Consider the following 20,625-nt stretch of genomic DNA (forward strand, 5'->3'; position numbering starts at 1 on the left):
CTACCGGACGGTCATTCCGAGCGGAACGAAGTGGAGCCGAGGGATCTCCTGTTCTCAGAAAAAATCTTCTGAATGGGATTGGTTGCAGGGACCGGGAGATCCCTCCGCTGCGGTCGGATGACGGTGTCGTCGGGATGACGGCGGCATCGGTTGCCTGTATTAGGGAACCGGCACGAAAACCAATTTTTTCAAATCCAGCATCCCTGCTTCTTTGAGCGATGGGTCCGGTTTGAATGCAATCACCTGTTTTCCTGCTTCAAGTGTCACGGTACCGATCTTTTCCTCTTTGAAATCGATCCAGGAACCGGTTGAGCCGACCTTCCCTTTCAGAACATCTTTTCCGTTGGCTTCCAGAATGTAGGGATTGCCAGCGGAATTGTCAGGCACTGCCCAATCCATGTACACATCGTATTTACCTGCCTTGGCAACTTCAGCGTCCCATTTTACGTAGTCGGCCTCGGTAAACCACCCGAAGGCATCCCATTCGGGCATGTACTTGATCTTGGGACCGACCCCTACCCCTGTTTTGGCGTCGAGCTGCAATTTGTTATCGCCCGCTGCTTTAACAAGACCGGGGGTATTCAGATAATCAGGTTCGTAGGCATCGATCGGCGTAAGCTCCACCTTCCGTACATACATTTCCGCACCCTCCGATTGAATCTGGATACGTCCTTTCGACGGCTTGACATTAAATGCCTGGTTAACCAGCCGGCCATTCAGGAAAATATCCACTTTATCACCGAACGCGACTACCTCCATGGTGTTCCATTCCCCAACCGGTTTTTCCAGGTCGTATTTCCCTCTGAAATCAACGGTATCTTTCCAGGCTTCCGACCGCGCGAACCAATCGATACGGCCGCTGTGGATGGTTGCGGGGCGCCCGCCATTCTGGTACAATTTTGCACCCTCCTTATCCGGGTTGGCTACGTTGGCGGTCAATGCATAATTCTCGCTGCCATCGCCTACTACCAGGAAATCCCCGGTCCCTCCTTCTATGATCTGGCACTCTATTGAATACATCCAGGAGCCGCTGAAAGCGCCATCCTTGCCGGTTGAATGAATGAGCACACCGTTGTCCCGGGCTTTGTCCACCCGTGGCTCGTAAGTTTTGGTCCCCCATTTGTATTCCACTACCAGGCGATAATTTTCGTACTCGTCGTCTGTGGTAATGCAGCCGTAATCCTCCCCGGTAATAAAAACCTCTCCGTTCTGTACCGAAAACACATTTTTGGGGTCGTTGCCCTTGCCGGTGCTCTTCAGGTATTTGTACCAGCCATCGAAATCTTTTCCATTGTACAACTGGATCGTCTTTCCGATCTCCAGTTTCTGTTCGGGTTTGGGGTCGCAGGATGACAGCGCCATTACCAGCGTAAACGGCAGAACAGCGTGCCAGGCTTTGGGTTTAAACATCATGTCAAAAAAGATTATAGAAATTTAGGTATACTAACGTCAGGTGATAGCCCTGTTCAGCAAATTCCGGGTGATTTGCTGCACACGGGCATCCGGGCCGTGCGGACGGTTGAAATGCGACCAGGGCAGCGTATGACCCGGGGGGCTGCTCAACCCCTGCGCCCAGAAAATAGTAGAAGCATTGAAAATAAAGTTATTTTTCGGGCCATTGTAGATGACACTTTGCCATTTGGCAGGGTTGGTTCCGCCTTGCCAGGCAGTACCTTCCGCCACAACTTCCAACCCGGGCAAATCCGGGGCGTCGCCGTGAAACTCCCAGCCGATCAGCCCCGGGATACGGTCGCCTTTCCTGACACCGGTCCCCTTGAACATCCAGTGAGTTGGTTTAACGATGATCCAGTCGCCGCCGCCATTGACCGGTTCAATGTTCCGTACGCCCATTAAAAGCCCTTCGTCAGGACCGCGTTCGGGAAAGGGGCCATGCAGCCTCCGGCGGTCATTTGCATAATCGTTGTCGGCTCCGTACGGCCCGCCCCGGATAATCCTGCGGTTGGGCCGGCCGGCCTCGCTGTCAGTGAACGGCGACACCCAGCAAACGGAATTACCGGAAAAGAAAAGGAGGTTCACCCCGCTTTCTTTCAGCTTTTCAGCGCTCTTAAACTGGCGTATATCCCAATATTCGTCGTGCCCGATGCTCAGGAATGCTTTGGCTTTGAGGCCGCGGTCCGGTGTGAGCATGTCACAATTCGCGCAATAGGCAACATCGTATCCTTCTGCTTCCAGGAAATAGGAAAACGGGCGCTCAAATGATATGAACTCACCCGACCCGAATGAGAGCGGGTCATTGACAATGTCCATATACTGCGCCTGCCGTCCGTAAGGCCGGTCGAAGCTGACCTTGGCCCACGGTCCCTGGATGCCCTTGGGGTGGGTATAGATGGAATAATTGCTCGGCCAGCGGTTGTAAGCCTGCCAGGTGTTGTCCGAACACTGGAAAAGCAGATCTACCGGCCGCTCGTCGGTAACAATAAAAATAATGTAGCTTTCCCAGTAAGGGAGGTCTTCGCTTCCCGGAAGCGTTTTGAGCTTTCCCAGGTATACGCCGCTCAGCCAGTCGTCAGGAATCACGAAGCTGGTCGATACGTCCCATTTACATTCGTGGATATTCATCTCGCCGGGGCTGGGCACGGTTTGGGGCCTTCCCTGCAAGGGACCGATTTTTTTCATCAGCCGGGCCCCGGTACCACCATAGTAGCCGGTCCTGTAAATATCAAGCTCGTAAGGAACGCCCGGGTCCGTCGAAACCATAATATCCAGTTTCTCACCGGCTTTTAGGCTTTGACGGCTGCAATAGCCTTCGATCAGCGCTGTTCTCTGTTCACTTTTGTCATATCGCACGCGTGTCAGTTGCCAGTCACGGGAGCCCGGTTTCCTGTTTTCCTCAACAATGCGATTGGTTCTCCGCGTTTCATACTTGGGGTCCAGCGACAGGGAAAGACCGCCTGTGGCGGCCATCTGGATAGCCCGGCGCCTCGTAAGCTTCGGCGCTCCTGATTTCTTCATCTAAAGATTAAAGTTTTAGGTTTATTTTCCAGCCAGCTATAACACAAGTTTGGAAGCCAAAATATACTCATTCCTGAACGGAAAACTATGTTTTCTCCAAATTTTCGGGATATGACATACCCTCTCTTCAAGCCTTACGCTCCAACTTCCAGCTTTTTATTCAGCAGATTGTATGCCCTATTTTTTGACATCGACTGACCAAGTTGTTCCCATTGCTCGTAGTTGTCCGCAAATTCGTCGTGGCATTCACTGATCAGATTCTCAGAAAAAACATGAAACAGCTTCGTATTGGCCTTTCTGCGACTTTCTCTCTGCAAATAAGCTGAAATCTGGATGGCTGTCGGACAATCTCCGGCTTTGACCATATAGACTACACCAACCGCAAAAGTATCATGAAGCCCCATTTCCTCCTGGCTGCCCCAATTGATATCCAGTGATTTCTTTAAAAAACGGCGCGCCTCATCCATTTCGGACAGGCTGATTCCCACATAAGCCAACCCCAGCAAGCACTGCGCAACATTTCTCTGGTCTTTGGCTTCCTCCCGGTATTTCAGAGCTTCTTCGAAATAGCCCCGGGCCACCTCATAATTCTTTTCATAAAGTGCCGCCATTCCCAGGCCGTGAAGCGGAAAACCGCTTTCCCACTTGTTCTGAAGATGCATAAAATACTCCCTGCTTTTTTCATAATACTGCCTGGCTTTTCCAACTTCACCGATCAGCAGGCTCTCCCTGGCCAGATTATTAAAAATAACGGCATTCACTCTCGACTTCTCACCGGCATCGGTAATAAGCAGCGCTTTCCTGAAGTACTCGATAGCTTCCCGGTGCTTTCCTTTCTTCCCTTGTACATTACCCAGGTCACTGTAGGTAGATGCCTTCTGGTTTACATCTCCAAGCAGGTCATCCAGGGTCAGCTTCTTCTGGTAGTAAGCAAAGGCCTGGTCATAGTCAGCCTGCCGGTACAGTATGGTACCCAACCCGTTCAGGACCTCCTGCAGATCCCGGTTCGGCTCATACGAATTATTCGCTATATGTTCGAGGCGTTCACGCCCTTCGTTTAACTGCGAACGGATTTCCCAGTATCTCCATAGCCCGGCACCACACCTGGTCATCATATCGGTCCAGTTATACCGGTCCATGTAAACAAATGCCATACGGATATTGGCTATCTGCTCTTCGAGTATCTCGAGCTTTTCCATTTGCCTGTCTCCCAGCAAATGAGCACCGTGCTCCGCTACGAATGCCAGGTAATACTCGCAAAACCTTTTATGAATCACCTCCGCATCTCCCCGCGCTATTAATTTTTCCTTACTGTACTGCCTGATGGTCTCTAAAAGAAAAAAGCGCTTTGTCCCTCCCTTGGGGCTACTCGGTTTGAGAAGGCTCGCTCTTTGCAGCTTGGATATAATACTTTCCCTCGTTTCCACCCGTACACTATCTTCAAAGCAAACTTTCTTAATTGCACTGACAGAAAAGTCATCTGCAAAAGCGGAAAGGTTCATCATGGTATTTCCTTCCAGGCTTTCGAGAAGCTCATAGCTCCACTCTATTGCATTTCTCATGCTTCTGTGCCTCACGGTAAGGATATTGGCCGAAGAAGACTCCAACTGAGGCAGAAACCTGTCAAGCTGCTCCGATATTTCTTCAACAGTGAGAATGTCGGTCCGGCTTGCGGCCAGTATGATTGCCAGCGGAAGTCCGTCAAACCAGCTACAGATTTTAGAGACGCTCGGAAGTGTACCCGGCGATAATTTAAACCTGGAATTTACGTGCCTGGCATGATGTTCAAACAACTTTACGCCATTGAACTGCCTTAATTCCTCGGTCGGCATATTCCAACTTCCTGTTTCCATGGATCGGAGCTCCAGGCGATGGCCATCAGGTAGACCTTTGACTTCGAAATAATCCCTGGAAGTGCATATGACGTGTACGTGCGGGCAATTCGTCTTGATTTCCACAATCAATTGCTTCACTTCGGCGATGAGGTGTTCGCAATTGTCGAAAATAAGTAGAAACTTCTTCGCTTTAAGGAAGGTTATGATCTGGTTGGTAACGGATTTGGTCCCGTCATCCGGGATCCTGAGGATTTCTGCGGTTACCTGGGCAACCCTGTCGCCCTCTTTCACGGGGGCTAACTCAATAAAAACCGCCCCGCCGGGATACATTTCCCGATGGTTTACAGCGTAAAAAACCGACAAAGTAGATTTGCCTATACCTCCGGGACCGGTTATTAGCACCATCCTGCTTTTTTGAATTTCCCTTGAAATTTCTGCGGCCTCTTCATCGAGGCCGAAAATAACAGGCAACGTGAAAAGCTTCTCGGTACGGTCTTCACTTGCTGCGGCAGGCGTCTCGGATGACTCCGCTTTTTCACCGACAAAATTTTTAATTTTTCCGACAAAATTTTTATACGCGCGCCCACTGCGCTGTAGTGCTTCGGAGAAATCCCCGAACTTGAGAACCGCAACAATGATGCCGATCAGCACCATTACCCAGGTACTGACGTTACGCTTCTCAAGAAATTCGATCAGGTCGAGGATGTCAAAAAGGATGATAGAGGTTAGGGGCTGCATATACAAGAATGAGGGGCTTTTCTCACTCTATTCTCACGGTCTCATATATTCGTTTTAAGGGTGAGTCATAGAGGATTTGGTCTATTTTAAAGGCTTGAGGGGAATATACGTGCGGCCGTCGGGGGTGGATACGGTCATTTACCCAGTGGACATTCCATTCCTGGCAGGAAAGAAGAAACCGGCTGACAAAATCTTCCTCCAGGAGAAATGAAAATTCGGCTTCCTGTTCCAGGCAGCCTTCCATACATATATCTACATACGACTGAACAATGGGCACGTTCTCTGACGGTAAAGCGCTTTCAAATTGCGCTTCGTCGCTAAAATTATTCAAATAAATATAAAATTCCCCATCCGGATCGAAGCCGGAGGAAGCTTCATAAAACCCGAGCTGCGATTTAGCCACCAATACCCGGTCATAGCCACGTTCCCGCTTGTCCATGGCTAGCAAATCTTCATCCGAAACTTCAAAAAAAACGCCGTTAAGGTAGTCGTCATGCGGCCTTTCACCCCGGAACCTACGGAAATCCGCTACACTGATACATCCCAGGAATGTCGTTGTGAAACCCGGTACAGGAGTACGCGCCCACCAGCCCCTTGTAAAACCTTCCAACTTAACCGGGAAAGCCTCGTGAGCGGTAGGTACTGTCATCAGTCTGGATGCGCGGTTGATAAGAGAGCCATATCCCAACACATATTTTTTCATAATCTTGTAATGGTAATATTCCTGAACGCCTCCTGTCCTGCGTTCGGGAGTCAAGTCTGGTTGTTAAAGAAAAAAATCCCTACAATACTACTAAAATTCACGTAAGTCAGACCAGGCGCTTTCCCAAACACTGCGACTTATTCTTTGTGAAACCGATTTCTTCATAGATTCTGCTAAAATCCGGTAGTTCTTCCAACTTTTCGCTAACCGTCCTAAATTTGCGCCTTAATCCGGAACGTAACATTATGATAATTCACAACACTACTTATAGTGTAGCTCCTCCAGCGGAGGCAAAATGGGTATTATGGGTACAGGAGCACCATGTACCAGCCATTCATGCACTGCCGGGTGTCAGTTCCTGCCGCTTCCTGAAGCTCCTCACTGAAGTAGAACAGGATGGCATTACCTATACGATCCAGGTGGAATTGGCTGATCTTGACGCCGGTGAAGCGTTCCTACAAGCCCACGACCCCGTTTTCCAGGCTGAAATGCAGGAACATTTCCCCGGCCAGGTACTGTATTTCCAGACCTTATTGAAAGTAATGTGAGGCTTCCGTCCGGCTGACCCGGTCTTTCTGAGTTAAGTACAATCGCTACCCGAAAACACCCCTTGCACCCACCCGGCGCCTGCAGAAAAGCATACAAAATAAACCACGAAGTTTGCTTGACATTGACATTACGATTTTGTTAATTCATTATTCAATAATGACAGTAAACTCAGTTGTTCAATTTAAATTCTGACGCGTATGAGACTGCAGATGCAAGCCGTTCGCTTTAATGCGGATGAGAGATTGTTAGCTTTTATTCAACAAAAGATGAATAAACTGGAAACTTTCTATGACAACATTACCAGCGGGGATGTCTTTCTCAAGCTCGACAAGAGCGAGAATAACAAAATCCAGAAAAAGCTGGTAGAGGTAAAACTATACGTGCCGGGGGGCAGCGTATTTGTCAGGGAAGCCGGAACGACATTCGAAGAAGCTACCGACTTGGCTATTGATACGCTAAAAATGAGGGTTAAGAAATTCAAAAATAAAAGAGCGGAAGTCAGAAACGGAAAACCGCTGCTGGTGGAAGCAGATACGGAAGACCAGGAAGAAATCTAAATTCGTACAATTCAAAAGTAAAAAGGGGCCTTCGCCCCTTTTTTATTGCCTTATAAAAGTTCTGTGCGTAAAAAACGCCCGGTTTAGAGCGGGGTTCCTGTCTTCAGCGCCTCCTTCAGCAACAATGCCTTGTCGATCGGAACCGCACCTACGTGCTCACATACCAGCCCCCCGCCGAGATTGGAAAGCGTAGCCACCAACAAAGGTGAAAGTCTCAACGCCACACAACAGGCAGCAATGCTGATCACCGTGTCACCTGCGCCCGAAACATCGGTTACCTTTCGTTTGTGGGCCTTAATATGATGCTTTTCAGGACCGGAAGTAATAAAAACCCCGCGCTCCGACTGCGTGATCAACGCTCCGTCTGCAGAAAGCTCAAGCAGCAATTCGGCAACGACCTGCTCAAATTCTTCCCGGTTATTAATGTCGAAATCCTTTTTGAAACCTTCGCGAAGTTCTTTCAGGTTGGGTTTGAACAGCGTAACATGGCGATAGGCCAGGAAGTTTTTCTTTTTAGGATCGACCACCGTCGGTACATCGTGTTCCCGGGCAAAGCTGGTGATAGCCGCGATGCTCTCCGCATCCAGCACCCCCTTGTCATAATCTTCAAACAGCACTACGTCGCATGACGGGATGAGCTCAATCGCCTTGTCTATCAGTCTTTGCTTATCTGTCGCCGAAATAGGGGCTTCGGTTTCACTGTCGATCCTGACGACATGCTGACTCCCGGCTATGACCCTTTCTTTAACAGTAGTGAGCCGGTCGGACGCCCGCAGAAGTCCTTCGCAATTAAGGCCTTTCTCCTTCAGTATTCTCTGCAGCTTTTCCCCGTATTCGTCCTGGCCGATTACCGTACAGATAAATGCTTCGGCGCCCAATGCCTGAAGATTGAGCAAAACATTGCCGGCACCGCCCAGCCTGAGCTCCCTGCTTTGAACCGTTACCACCGGCACCGGCGCCTCAGGAGAAATTCGTTCCACTTTACCCCAGACATAGGAATCCAGCATCACATCCCCGACCACCAATATCCGCAGTTTATTAAAAGACTCAAAGATTTGTTCTAAAGACTCCATTTAAATCAATTCTATTGCTCACTTCGTTGAAATCGCCATTTCTTTCAACAGCGCAAAGGTCAGCATTTTTCTTACCAATTCAAGCCGCTGTCCCCGATACCCATCCTGCGCGTGAATTTGGAGGACAGCTTCGACCGCGAAGTGAGGTATCGCAAGCTGGCGCCCACATAAGGAGCGGTTGCCGGCCGGTAGCGCTCCAGTACAAGGCCGGTCTCCCCTATATCTTTCAGGCTCCTGAAAGTGGTAACCCCCGCTTCGAGCGAAATATTAAACACGGAAAGCAGGTGCGCATTGACCGCTAAGCCCGCTTTGACATGCCGGTAATTCTGCCGGTTCATCCGCTCCAGTTCAGGAGTTGCAGGCGCCGCCAGCTTGAACCCGCTGCTGTAACCATTCAGTCCGCTGATGGCCTCCATATTGAGCCATTTGTTGGCATTGTACCGTACGGAGGCTGTAAAGGGCAGAATAGCTGTAGCCCGCCAGTTTTTGTTGAACCGCTTGTTGATACCGAAGACCGGCACCACCATGAGCTTCTGGTTATACAACAGGATCGACCCGTACATCAATTGGGTTTGAAGCCCCAGTATATGCATCCTTGCGGCACCGCCCCAGATGTGCGGACGGGGAGAGAAGAAAGTCTCATTCGATTCCGAAATACCGAGCCCGCCTCCATACATCCAAAGCCGGTCTTTCAAGCTCGCCTGCAGCCGTATTACGCCTGCGGACACCGACTTATAGCCGTTCTGCGGTATTCGCAGCCCGTCAATTTCGGGCGACGACTGGCCATAGTGCACGTACATGAGGGTATGTACCGCCCGCAGATCAAATTTCTTACGAAGGCTAAAACTGGCTTGCACCTCACTTTTTAATGGTACCAGGCCCAAAACGCTGGTACGGGTAAGTCCATAGCGACCGCCGGATCCCATTCCCGCCTCCGGGTGAAATTCGGCACGCATCGTAGCGTTCGGATAAAATAACCTGCTGAGATTGAGCTGCTGCGCCTGCGCCGCACCGGCAATCCAAAACAGAGATAAGAAGCCTGCCGCAGACCGGGAAATTCGCATAGCAGAAGCAATGGAGAATAGTGACAACTAGCATTTACAACGACAAAATTAACAACGTATTGCTGCCGGATCGCCAAACTTCCCTTAATTGCAGGCTCAAGCCGGAGAAACATCAGTCGGAATCCCCTGCGGGGACCATCAAAATATTCGTACTTTTGACAAGTCTCCGCTTCAGTAACCAAACTTGTAAATAAGCCTGTTCATGCGCTTCTTTCTCTCAATAGCTTTTCTTCTTACGATTTTTTCAGCGTCGGGCCAGGATTGGAAACCGGCGGGCACAAAAATACTGACGCCCTGGGCGGAAAAGGTGGATCCCAAAGCCCCCCATCCGGAATACCCCCGGCCACAGCTTACCCGTACCGGCTGGACCAACCTGAACGGGCAGTGGGATTATGCCATCGTGCCGGCAAAATCTGGCCGGCCCGCACAATTTCAAGGAAAGATCCTGGTCCCTTTCGCCGTTGAATCCGCTCTTTCGGGAGTGGGGAAAACCGTAGGAAAAGACCAGGAGCTCTGGTACCGTACGCAGTTCCAGGCGCCCAAAAACATGAAGGGCAAGCGCTTGTTGCTCCATTTCGGCGCCGTTGACTGGCAAGCCGATGTTTTTATAAACGGGAAAAACGCCGGGACGCACAAGGGCGGATACGATCCCTTTACCTTTGATGTTACTGACCTGTTGGGAAAACCGGGTACCCAGGAACTGACCGTAGGCGTGTGGGACCCTTCTGACGACGGGCCGCAGCCTAGAGGGAAACAAGTTAAGAATCCACACGGCATTTGGTATACGCCCGTCACCGGCATCTGGCAAACCGTCTGGCTGGAAGTTGTCCCCGAAACTTATGTTTCCGGTCTGAAGATCACCCCCTATTTTGAGACCAGGTCCGTCAAGATCCGGCCGGCCGTTCAGGAAAGTCTGGCGGGCGACCAAATAAAGGTGGCAGCATACGACGGCGAGAAGGAAGTAGCTGCCGTTACATCAGTTCCCGGTCAGGACATTATCCTGAACATACCAAATGCCAAAGTCTGGCATCCGGATACGCCTTTCCTGTATGACCTGAAACTGTCGGTAGTCAGGAAAGGCAAAGTGGTGGACCAGGTGGGCAGCTATTTTGCCATCCGGAAGGTCAGCATGCAGCCCGACGAAAATGGTATTCAACGCATGTTGGTCAATAACAAATTTTTGTTCCAGTACGGCCCGCTGGACCAGGGCTGGTGGCCCGATGGTCTTTACACCGCGCCTACCGACGAAGCGTTGCTGTTTGACATCGTTAAGACCAGGGAAATGGGCTTCAATATGATCCGGAAACACGTCAAGGTCGAGCCTGCACGCTGGTACTATCACTGCGACCGGCTCGGCATGCTGGTATGGCAGGACATGCCTTCCGGGGACCTCGGTAATCATTGGGAGCAACGACCGGGCATCACCGGGCGCGAAACGGACAAGGACAGGACACCGGAATCAGAAGCCATTTACAAAACGGAATGGAAGGCCATTATGGATGCTTTCTATCACTTCCCTTCCATCGTGGTCTGGGTACCTTTCAACGAAGCCTGGGGCCAGTTCAAAACCAGAGAAATCACCGAATGGACTATGAAATATGACCCCGACAGGTTGGTAAACAGCGCCAGCGGCGGAAATTTCGAACCGGTCGGCCACATCATTGATATGCACAACTACCCTGATCCGGTGATGCCTCGCCCTGATCTTTTCGGCAGCAGGCAGATCATTGTACTCGGCGAATTCGGCGGACTGGGGCTGCCCGTTGCCGATCATACCTGGCAGGATAAAAACAACTGGGGCTACCAGAGTTTCAAGAGCCCGGAGGAACTGCTGACCCGCTACACCAAATTAATGAAAGACCTCAAGCCGCTGATCAAACGAGGGCTTTCCGCCGGGGTATACACCCAAACGACGGACGTTGAGATTGAGACCAACGGCCTGATGACCTACGACCGGAAGGTGATCAAAATGCCGGAAAAGGCACTGAAAGAATTGCATGACGAGCTTTATCGGTAAAAAAACGAAAGCTGACAAAGAAAATTTAGGTGCACATTTTGCGCTTTCTTAACAAAAGAGGCAGAAAACATCTGCCTCTTTTGCATTTTAATGAACAGGGAGTGGCGGATCAACATACTTACCACCAGCTTTCCGAAAGGCTCTATATTTTTTCTCCTCCTGGCCCTTAGTCCTCCAGCATCTTTCCCTTCGTCATTACCGACACACTGACCCGCGGAAGAACCTTGCCTTCCGTCTTTACCGACATCCGTATATCATTTTTCCCGGGTAATGCCGCCAGAGCGGTTCCGGATGGCACAACATTCTGAATGAAAGCCCCCTGGGGACTAAAAAGCCTGCAATCACTCATACTTTCATATTCCAGATACATCCCGGGGGTAATCTTTACCGGGAAAGTAAGCGTGTTTTTCCCGATACTTACAACCGGATTTTCTATGGTTAATTCCTCAAGCGGCAATGCTTTCACCACCCGTATTTCTGCAGAAACCGTTTTGCCTGCCGGCACATTGTTGATCCAGACCTGCAGCTTGTCGACACAATCGAATACCACCTTATACAGATAAGAATTGTATACATTGTGGTATTCGTCCGGCCACAGGTAATCATTGAAGGCAGCAGACTCGACTTCAACGAGCTCAAAATAGCGCCAGCCCTTAAAATCAAGTTTCACAAAATGGTCGCCCCGCCCGCCCATTGAAAGATGTTTCGGGCTCTCCAGGCGGAGGTTCAGCAAAGCTCCGCTCCCGTCTCCTTTTATCCATGCGCCCATTCCCTGGTGCGTTTTCAGGTTAAGGCAGGGTTCGAACACCTTTTGCCATTTGATCCAGGCTCCTTCCCGGGGACTACTCCCGTCATGGTGTGCAGTAAATACCAGGGCATCGCCGCCGGCAGATTTTGATATGCTCCCGGTTACACCTGCGGCTGCCCCGTCGGGTTTCAACCTCTCCAGGTCGCCGGTATCCGCAAGCATGATATTGCCCGCGGCCTCAAAAGGAGCGACCGACATTAACGGATGAATCCTTACGCGAACAGGTTGGCCGTCATACGGATTATCAAGCGACCATCCTCCCTCAAGGCCTGACACGGTATGCTTCTGGTAAGTAACAGGCCGGAATCCCCATTTCCCGTTCTCCTCAACCAGCGTAAATTCCTTACCGGGCTGCCTCAGCTGTGCCTTCACCGCTTCGCTGAAATACCCTTGCTGCCGGAGCCGTTCGTACTTCCGGGTCAAAGCCACCAGCTTTCTGAACAACGGCTTTTCATTCAACGTTTTTTCATCGGTCCCACCCAGCATCGAAAGCCCCGCGTCATTTCCAATCATCTTACAGAGCAGGTACTCCATGTCATCGGGAAAAGTAGTCTCTACCTGGGGAGGCTCCCAGGTATGGTTACCCCACCAGCCCATGTGAAGGGGGAGCATAAGCCGGCCGTCGTTCATCGGTGCGAGCCGGTTAATGGAGCCTGTGTACCCGATCCATTCACCGTGGCGATGATCATTCGATTTCAAAGCAGCCATGTGTACGTCCACGAACCTTTTATAGCCCCGGACGGCCTTGTCCCAGGCCTGCCACCTGGAACTGTAATGCCAGTAGTGATGCGGCATGTCACACATTTCCATCCCAACCATCGGTTTCAGATGGCGGGCAGTTTCAAAAACAAATTTGCTTCCGTAATGCCAGGCATTCTCCTTGCCGCCCAGCATGTTGTTGCCATCGATCGCATCGAAATAAATACCGTCGAAGTTATTTTCATTGACAATCCTGGCGGTTTTCCGGGCAATCTCGTTAAACAACCCGGTTTCAGGTCCCGGCACAAAAAGCCCGAACATCTGCTGCAGGTGGTATCCTTTCTCACCGGCAGCGTGTGCCTGTGCTCTCGTTCCGTTTACCCCGCGCTTTAATCCCCTGAACTTATATGGCGGAGTTTTGGTGACTTCTGCAAACTCAACCAGCTCCTCTCCTATTCTCAGCGTGACACTATTTTGAATGAAGTACCCGATAATATTGGAAACTTCCGCGGTGGATTCTCTTACCTCAACCTCCGTATCGCCGGCGCCGATGTCGGCATTCAGTGTAAAGGCATTGAAATACCCCAGGTCCTCGCTTGGGACCGGGGTTACATACTTTGATGATTTTTCAATAAAATAAGCATAGGTGAGCAGGATAGACGAAATACCGGCCTGGTGCAAACGGGCGTTGATCTTTTTGAAATCAGCCCAACCGCCTGGCCATTTGTCTTTATGCAATTCCAGGTCGCCGTTTTTGAAAAAATAGTGCGCGCCATGAATGGCGATTTGGTTAAATCCAAGGCTGTCACAACGGGCAATCCATTCGTCAACCGTTTTTTCTGTCAGCGTACCGAAATCCATGAGATAAGAGCCGTAGCCCTCCTTATTCGACTGGGCCCAGGCCCCGCCCTTATCCGAGAAAGGAATGTCGGCGGCCGATTTCATAACCGTGCGTATTGCTGGAAGAATCTCTTGCTGCGGCACGCCGATCATGGCTGCTTCTGCCCCGGACAGCCCGAATTTCTCATAGGAAGTTGCCCAGAGGTGATCCTGGAGCGCCGGCAATTGCTGAACATGGGTTTTCAGGTTCAATGACAGTAAGCAGGCGGCAAAGGGTTCGTCCGGAACGGCCTCCAGCTTCAGCGGTATATTGACAAACGTGAGCGCGTCCAACTTTCCGGCGACGGAATCCACCTTAAAAATAACACGGTCTTTGTCGCTTTGAAAAGAAACATATGCGACGACCGCAGCGCTGTCGAAACGAATTTCCAGCTGTTCGCCCGACAGGTTCACCGCAGAAGGGTGATACAATACCTTGTCCTTTTTCACATAAGCGCAAAAGGAAGTACTATCGTCGGCCAGGTAATCTTTTCCGCTTTTCAGGTCGAGAAAAGATAGGTTTCTTCCCTCGTGATCAATAACGTACGAAAAATTCCGGTTGCCTATCTCCACCTTCTGTTGAAAGGCAGACTGACAGGAAAAGGCCGCCGTTAACAGGCATGCTCCCGCCAGCAAACGGAGGGGTAAGGATTTCAAAAACATGTCAAGGGTTGGGTTTAGGAAAAAAGGGCAATGCGGAACGCGGTCCGGCGACTACATTCTGGGATGGATGCTTCCCGATTTATAATATGGAGTCAAATGCACATACATCGCCTTTCGGAAATCGTCGGCGGTACCGTTTTTCAGGGCTTCAACCAGGTGATGGTGGCGCACGGGCTGCTCTATATCCACCCGTATCCCTTTTTCATAATATTCGGTAAACACGTGGTTGAAAACCGGCATCAGAAGAATCTGGAACCGGGTGAAGGTTTCATTTCCGGTCATTTCATAGAGCTTGCCATGGAACGCAATTTCGTCTTCCCGGGTGAGCATCTCTTTTTCGCGCTCGTTCGCGACAATCTTTTCAAGATCCTCTATGTCCTTTTTGGTTTTCCTGGCAAAAACAAATTCAGCTATACCCATCTCCAGGATAAGCCGCATTTCAAAAATATCTTTCTGATTATCCACGCTGAGAATGAGCGGATTAAGCACTTTTTCCAAGCCTGCCAGGAGATCGGGCTGAGTCATGATCATGCCGCGACGGGGTCGCGCTTCGATCATGCCCAGCATGCGGAGCCTGGAAAGTGCCTCCCGGACTACATTCCGGCTGACATTCAATTGCCTGGCAATCTCTATTTCGTTGGGCAGCTGGTCCCCCGGCTTGAATTTGTGCTCCTGGAAATAAGCTCTCAGTATGTTTTCCACCCGGTCGGTCATGGACAAGGTACCCAGGGGCTCTAGAGGCGCAACACTATTTTTCTTCATAAGACTTGATACTACAGATCTCAAAATTAGCACGTTTTGACTCATCGGCTGCTATATCGCCAAAACATTTAAATAATTCTATAAATAATTTGTATATTAAACAATATATATATATTTGTCCGACAAATAAAACTAAGTAGATTATTCTTAGTTCAGAACCTTCAACCAAATACGAAATCCTAAACTGCCATCTTTACAAAATGAAGAACATTTACTTGCTCAAAATTAGAGTGATTCTTCTGTATGTGATCGTGCACTGCTGTCTTGCTCCCGCAGTTGCGCAACAGAAGCCCATCAAAGGGGTAGTAACTTCGGCGTCTGACCAGACAGCCATACCAGGCGTAACGGTCATTATCAAGGGAACTCAAAACGGAACCCAGACCAACGCCGACGGGCGTTTTGAAATCAGCGCTGCACCTGACCAGACCCTTACCTTCAGCTTTGTCGGTTTCCAAACCCAGGAAGTAAAAATCGGGCAGCGAAGCGAATTGAATATTGTACTGGAAGAAGAGGTCACCGCCCTGAACGAAGTAGTCGCCGTAGGGTATGGTACGATCAAGAAAATCAACCTGACGGGCGCGGTAGATCAGCTCGACGGCCGGCAAATTCAAAACATGTCGGTGCCTAACGTATCACGGGCGCTCCAGGGCCAGATACCCGGCCTGAACATCACTTTTAACAGCGGCCGGCCCAACGCTAATCCCTCGTATAACATCAGGGGTGTCACTTCCATCGGAGCGGGTGGATCAGCCCTTATTTTGATAGACGGAGCGGAGGGAGACCCGTCCACGCTGAACCCGCAGGACATACAAAGCGTTTCGGTCCTGAAAGATGTTGCCTCCGCCGCTATCTATGGTTCAAGGGGGGCGTTCGGGGTTATCCTGATCACAACCAAAAACCCGGGGACCAAAGCGCAATTGCGGTATACAGCCACGTTTTCGGCTCAGTCGCGCACCGCCAGGCGCGAGGTTCTGAAAGACAGTTACCTCTGGGCCAAAATGTACATGGAAAGCTTTACCGAGCTGTATGGCGGGACCCGGTCACCTACGACCATTGGTGATGTCGGCATCAACTTTTCCCAGGAATATCTCAACGAACTCAAATACCGTTCCGAAAACCCGGGGCACGGTCGCCCTGACGTAGGAATTGACCCGGCCACAGGCAATTACATGTACTACGGCAATACCGACTGGTGGGAACTCCTCAACAAGGACAATTTCCCCTCGACCGAGCACTCGCTCAGCGCTTCCGGCGGTAACGAAAAAGCGTCCTACTATATTTCCGGGCGCTATTTTTCGCAGGACGGCCTGTACAAAATCAGGTCTGACAAATTCAACACCTACGACCTGCGGATGAAAGGTTCCGTGAAACCGCTTCCCTGGCTGGACATCAACAGCAATATCCAGTACGCTTCCAATGCTTACAAAGATCCGTTCGGCGGCGACGGTGTGTTTGAAAATATGTACATCAGGAGCGGCGCTACTCCCATGGGTGTCCCGCGCAACCCCGACGGCTCCTATACCCTCATCGGGTCACGGACGGTCGGTTTACTCGAAGGGTACAATGAAACCCGTACCCAACAGGGCCAGATACTGGCCAATATTGCTTTTGATGCTTCTATTGTCAAAAAGAAGCTAAACCTGCAGGGGAACTTTACATTCAGGAACCGTAACGTTGAAACCAATCAAAAAATAATCCCGGTCCCCTACAGCAATGTCCCCAACCAGATAATCTCCGTCGGAGATTCGCGGCTGACCAACAACAAGAGCGCGTTGAACTACTTCAATTACAACCTCTATGCCAATTACAACGAGCAGTTCGGGAAACATCAAATAAAACTGCTGGCGGGTACCAACGTTGAAATCAGCAAGACAAGGACGTTGAATGTCAGCCGTACCAACCTGATTATTCCTGAACTGGACGCCTTTAACCTCGCTACCGGCGACGTATTTTCAATCGCAGGCGGCGGCAGCGACTGGGCAAATGCCGGCTTTTTCTCGAGAATCAATTACAGCTTCCAGGAAAAATACCTGCTCGAAGTCAACGGCCGTTACGACGGATCATCCAAATTCCCGGTTAACCAACGCTTCGGATTCTTCCCGTCTCTTTCTGTGGGGTGGCGCATGAGCGACGAAGCCTTTCTGGCCGGAACCAGGAAGTGGCTCGACAACCTGAAACCCAGGGTTTCCTATGGCTCGCTCGGGAACAGCCAGATAAGCCCTTATCTCTTTATTCCGCAAATAACAGGGTCCCAGACCTTCAAAATACTGCAGGGTGCCCGACCGGTCGCCACCCGGAACCCGGCGGTAATGGCCGACAATTTCACCTGGGAGACGTCTACTACAATTGACGCCGGTCTCGACGCTGATATGTTCGGAAACAGGCTGAGTGCCGTTTTTGACTGGTACAAAAGAACAACCACCAATATGATCACGGCAGGCCCGCCCCTGCCGGCAGTACTGGGCGCGGCGGTGCCCCGGGGAAATTTCGCAGATCTCGAAACAAAGGGGTTTGAGCTCTCGCTGACCTGGCGCGACCAGGTTGAGGGTAAAACACCGTTCAACTACAGCGTCCAGTTTACGCTGGCTGACGACCAATCCCGCATCACGAAATTCAACAACCCGCAGAAAACGCTCATCATTGATCCGGATTTCCGCACGGCCGGCTACTATGAAGGCATGACGATCGGCGAAATATGGGGGTTAACTACCATAGGACTTTTTGTCGACCAGGAAGATATCAACAAACACGCCAACCAAAGCTACATTCTCACCAATGTTGCCGGGATGCCCGCCAAGCCGGGAGACATCAAGTTCAAGGACATCAACCAGGATGGAAAAGTGGATTGGGGCGAAAGAACAGTCAATAACCCCGGCGACTTGTCCATCATCGGCAACATGTCGAGCCGTTACAAATTCGGTACCCGGCTGGCCGGAGAATACGGAAATTTCTCTCTCGCGCTGTTCTTCCAGGGAGTCGGCAAAAGGGACTGGTACCCGACCCACCATCAAAACCCCTTCTGGGGACCTTACGGATACTGGGCGGCTGAAATACCCGTCCATTTCCTGAGCAATTCCTACACAAATGACAATCCCGACCCGAACGCCTACTGGCCGAGGTGGAAAGGCAACATGGCCTATGCCAACCGGCAGCTGCAGCCCCAAACCCGGTACCTCCAGAATACGGCCTACATCAGGCTGAAGGAAATCACGCTGACCTATTCTCCCAAAGCACTCGCCAGGAAAATCGGGGTCAGCGACCTGCGGCTTTCATTTTCCGGCCTCAACCTCTGGACCTACTCCCCTGTTTTCAAAATCACCAGGGACATTGATCCCGAGCAAATGGATGGGGGCCTCGGCACTTACTACCCGATGCTCAAATCCTATAACCTCGGCCTGAGCGTAAGTTTCTAACCGGTTTGTTACGAACAAAATATTCAGATCCAAAATGAAAATAAATTATTCCAGGATACTTGTCTTCGCCGCCGCACTCTTTGCGGGAAGCGCCTGTAACGATACGCTGAACCTGACTCCACTCGATGCCCTGACTCCTGAACAGGCTTTCAAAAGCGAGCAGAACCTCAAAATGTACATCAATTCGCTCTATGAACTGCCGGGAACCTTCCCTCCCGCTTCTCATATTTTCGGGGTACCGTCCAATACAGGCATCAGCGAATTCCAATACGTAACCGACGCCCGCAGTGACCTGACCTTCAATGGCCAGTTCGTTGAAAAGTATTACGTGCCCGGCGCTTTTACTGCACTGGATGAGCCCTTCTGGTATTGGGATGAGCTTCGGAGAATCAACTATTTCCTTGACAACTACAAAAATTCTGACGCCCCCGAAAACATAAAAAAACACTACGCGGGAATAGCCCGCTGGTTCAGGGCGAAATTTTACTTCGACAAAGTCAAGCATTTTGGTGATGTTCCCTGGTACAGCTCAGCGCTGGGTTCCACCGACCAGGGGCTCTACAAAGCCAGAGATCCGCGTACCGTTGTAATGGATTCCGTACTGGCCGATCTGGACTTTGCAATCAGCAACATTTCCGACCAAAAAGACAATTCCGGTACCACCATTACCAAGTGGGTAGCGCTTGGTCTGAAATCCAGGATTTGCCTCTTTGAAGGCACTTTCCGGAAATACCACCCCGAATATGCGCTTCCGGAAGCGGAAAAATGGCTTCAGCTGGCCGCCGACGCTGCCGCAGGCGTCATGAACAGCGGCCAGTATTCCATTTATTCTACCGCACAATCCGGCAAAGACTACCAATCGCTTTTTATCAGTGACAATTCTATCAGCGCCGAAGTGCTGCTTACCAATGCACACGACGAAAAACTCCAGGTATGGAATGCCAGCACAAACCATTATTCCAATATCGGCGGCCGGTACATGACGTCGCTGAACAAGAGGTTTGTCAATACCTACCTGAACCTTGACGGCAGCCGCTTTACCGACCTCCCCGGGTACGATACACTGTTTTTCAGCCGGGAAGTAAAAAACCGCGACCTGCGGCTGTCTCAAACCATCAGAACCCCCGGCTACACCCGCACCAACGGGGCTACACCAGCACCCTTTGGCGGGGTATCCACCACGCTCTATCACCCGATCAAGTACTCGAACCCGGACCCCTTCTATGACGGGATTGACCGGAACACAAATGATATCCCTTTGATGCGATATGCGGAAATTCTTCTCAATTTCGCAGAAGCCAGGGCGGAGCTGGGTACTTTTACCGCCGCTGACTGGGATAATTCCATAGCGCTCCTGAGAAAAAGAGCAGGAATAACCGATACCAAAATGCCCGCTACCCTGGACCCTTACTTGAAAGCCAATTTCTTTCCGGACGTCACTTCGATCGCCATCATGGAAATCAGGAGGGACCGGGCAATTGAGCTAATCCTCGAAAGGTTCCGGTGGGACGATCTCATCCGATGGAAAGCAGCCCGCAATCTTGAAAAGGAAACCGATGGGATCTATGTTCCCGCAATGGATGTCCTCTATGATCTCAACGAAGACAAAGCCCCGGATATCGCTTTCGTTACAGCCGCCCCCGCAAAACCGGTACCGGGTGTATTCTACATGGTAATCGACGATAAATCCATACGTCTTTCAGAAGGAAACAAAGGGCGGTTAATCGTCAAGCCTACCATGACAAAGGCTTTCCCCGATTACAAATACCTGGCGCCTATCCCTCCGTTGCAGCTTCAGCTGAACAGCAGCCTCACCCAAAACCCGGGCTGGGAAGACTGAACCCACAGCTTAAACCTCACAGCTAACACCTCACGGCTTAAACCTATAATCA

The 20,625-nt window shown here is 50.7% G+C and carries 13 protein-coding genes; 5 read left to right on the forward strand and 8 right to left on the reverse strand.

Annotated elements, in window-relative coordinates; all coding sequences use genetic code 11:
• Positions 1-159: 159 nt before the first annotated feature.
• From ABD852_RS18175 to ABD852_RS18190, 4 genes are all read right to left on the reverse strand, one after another.
• Complete coding sequence (locus ABD852_RS18175; protein WP_345031504.1) at positions 160-1,413, reverse strand: 3-keto-alpha-glucoside-1,2-lyase-like domain-containing protein; 1,254 nt, start codon at positions 1,411-1,413, stop codon at positions 160-162.
• A 36-nt stretch (positions 1,414-1,449) separates the two neighbouring features.
• On the reverse strand, positions 1,450-2,973 hold the full coding sequence (locus tag ABD852_RS18180; RefSeq protein WP_345031505.1) for a N,N-dimethylformamidase beta subunit family domain-containing protein: 1,524 nt from the start codon (positions 2,971-2,973) through the stop codon (positions 1,450-1,452).
• A 134-nt stretch (positions 2,974-3,107) separates the two neighbouring features.
• Positions 3,108-5,546 carry a tetratricopeptide repeat protein gene (locus ABD852_RS18185; protein WP_345031506.1) on the reverse strand — a complete coding sequence of 813 codons (2,439 nt, stop codon included), beginning with the start codon at positions 5,544-5,546 and terminating at the stop codon, positions 3,108-3,110.
• 22 nt (positions 5,547-5,568) lie between these two features.
• Positions 5,569-6,249 (reverse strand): gamma-glutamylcyclotransferase family protein, encoded by a 681-nt coding sequence (locus tag ABD852_RS18190; RefSeq protein WP_345031507.1) that lies wholly within the window; start codon positions 6,247-6,249, stop codon positions 5,569-5,571.
• Between the two features lie 245 nt (positions 6,250-6,494).
• Between ABD852_RS18190 and ABD852_RS18195 the strand changes: the two genes are divergently transcribed.
• Both ABD852_RS18195 and hpf read left to right on the forward strand, forming a co-directional pair.
• Entirely contained in the window at positions 6,495-6,797 is a 303-nt protein-coding gene (locus ABD852_RS18195; RefSeq protein ID WP_345031508.1) for a DUF4286 family protein, read from the forward strand.
• A gap of 210 nt (positions 6,798-7,007) precedes the next feature.
• Positions 7,008-7,355: a ribosome hibernation-promoting factor, HPF/YfiA family gene (hpf, locus tag ABD852_RS18200; RefSeq protein WP_345031661.1), complete on the forward strand. Its 348-nt coding sequence runs from the start codon at positions 7,008-7,010 to the stop codon at positions 7,353-7,355.
• A gap of 83 nt (positions 7,356-7,438) precedes the next feature.
• Here hpf and ABD852_RS18205 read toward each other — a convergent pair whose 3' ends face one another.
• Entirely contained in the window at positions 7,439-8,428 is a 990-nt protein-coding gene (locus tag ABD852_RS18205; RefSeq protein ID WP_345031510.1) for a bifunctional heptose 7-phosphate kinase/heptose 1-phosphate adenyltransferase, read from the reverse strand.
• Positions 8,429-8,499: 71 nt separating this feature from the next.
• The gene (locus ABD852_RS18210) at positions 8,500-9,492 is read right to left on the reverse strand and encodes a hypothetical protein (RefSeq protein ID WP_345031511.1); all 993 of its coding nucleotides are present in this window, start codon (positions 9,490-9,492) and stop codon (positions 8,500-8,502) included.
• A gap of 202 nt (positions 9,493-9,694) precedes the next feature.
• On the opposite strand from ABD852_RS18210, the gene ABD852_RS18215 reads away from it, so the two are divergent.
• Complete coding sequence (locus tag ABD852_RS18215; RefSeq protein ID WP_345031512.1) at positions 9,695-11,509, forward strand: glycoside hydrolase family 2 protein; 1,815 nt, start codon at positions 9,695-9,697, stop codon at positions 11,507-11,509.
• Positions 11,510-11,675: 166 nt separating this feature from the next.
• Here ABD852_RS18215 and ABD852_RS18220 read toward each other — a convergent pair whose 3' ends face one another.
• On the reverse strand, positions 11,676-14,558 hold the full coding sequence (locus tag ABD852_RS18220; RefSeq protein WP_345031513.1) for a CIA30 family protein: 2,883 nt from the start codon (positions 14,556-14,558) through the stop codon (positions 11,676-11,678).
• A 51-nt stretch (positions 14,559-14,609) separates the two neighbouring features.
• Positions 14,610-15,320, reverse strand: coding sequence for a FadR/GntR family transcriptional regulator (locus ABD852_RS18225; protein WP_345031515.1), 711 nt, complete (start codon positions 15,318-15,320; stop codon positions 14,610-14,612).
• 200 nt (positions 15,321-15,520) lie between these two features.
• On the opposite strand from ABD852_RS18225, the gene ABD852_RS18230 reads away from it, so the two are divergent.
• Both ABD852_RS18230 and ABD852_RS18235 read left to right on the forward strand, forming a co-directional pair.
• On the forward strand, positions 15,521-18,733 hold the full coding sequence (locus ABD852_RS18230) for a SusC/RagA family TonB-linked outer membrane protein (RefSeq protein WP_345031517.1): 3,213 nt from the start codon (positions 15,521-15,523) through the stop codon (positions 18,731-18,733).
• A gap of 34 nt (positions 18,734-18,767) precedes the next feature.
• The gene (locus ABD852_RS18235) at positions 18,768-20,573 is read left to right on the forward strand and encodes a RagB/SusD family nutrient uptake outer membrane protein (RefSeq protein ID WP_345031519.1); all 1,806 of its coding nucleotides are present in this window, start codon (positions 18,768-18,770) and stop codon (positions 20,571-20,573) included.
• Positions 20,574-20,625 lie beyond the last annotated feature (52 nt).

It is taken from the genome of Ravibacter arvi (genome assembly GCF_039540405.1).
GTDB classification, from domain to species: domain Bacteria; phylum Bacteroidota; class Bacteroidia; order Cytophagales; family Spirosomataceae; genus Ravibacter; species Ravibacter arvi.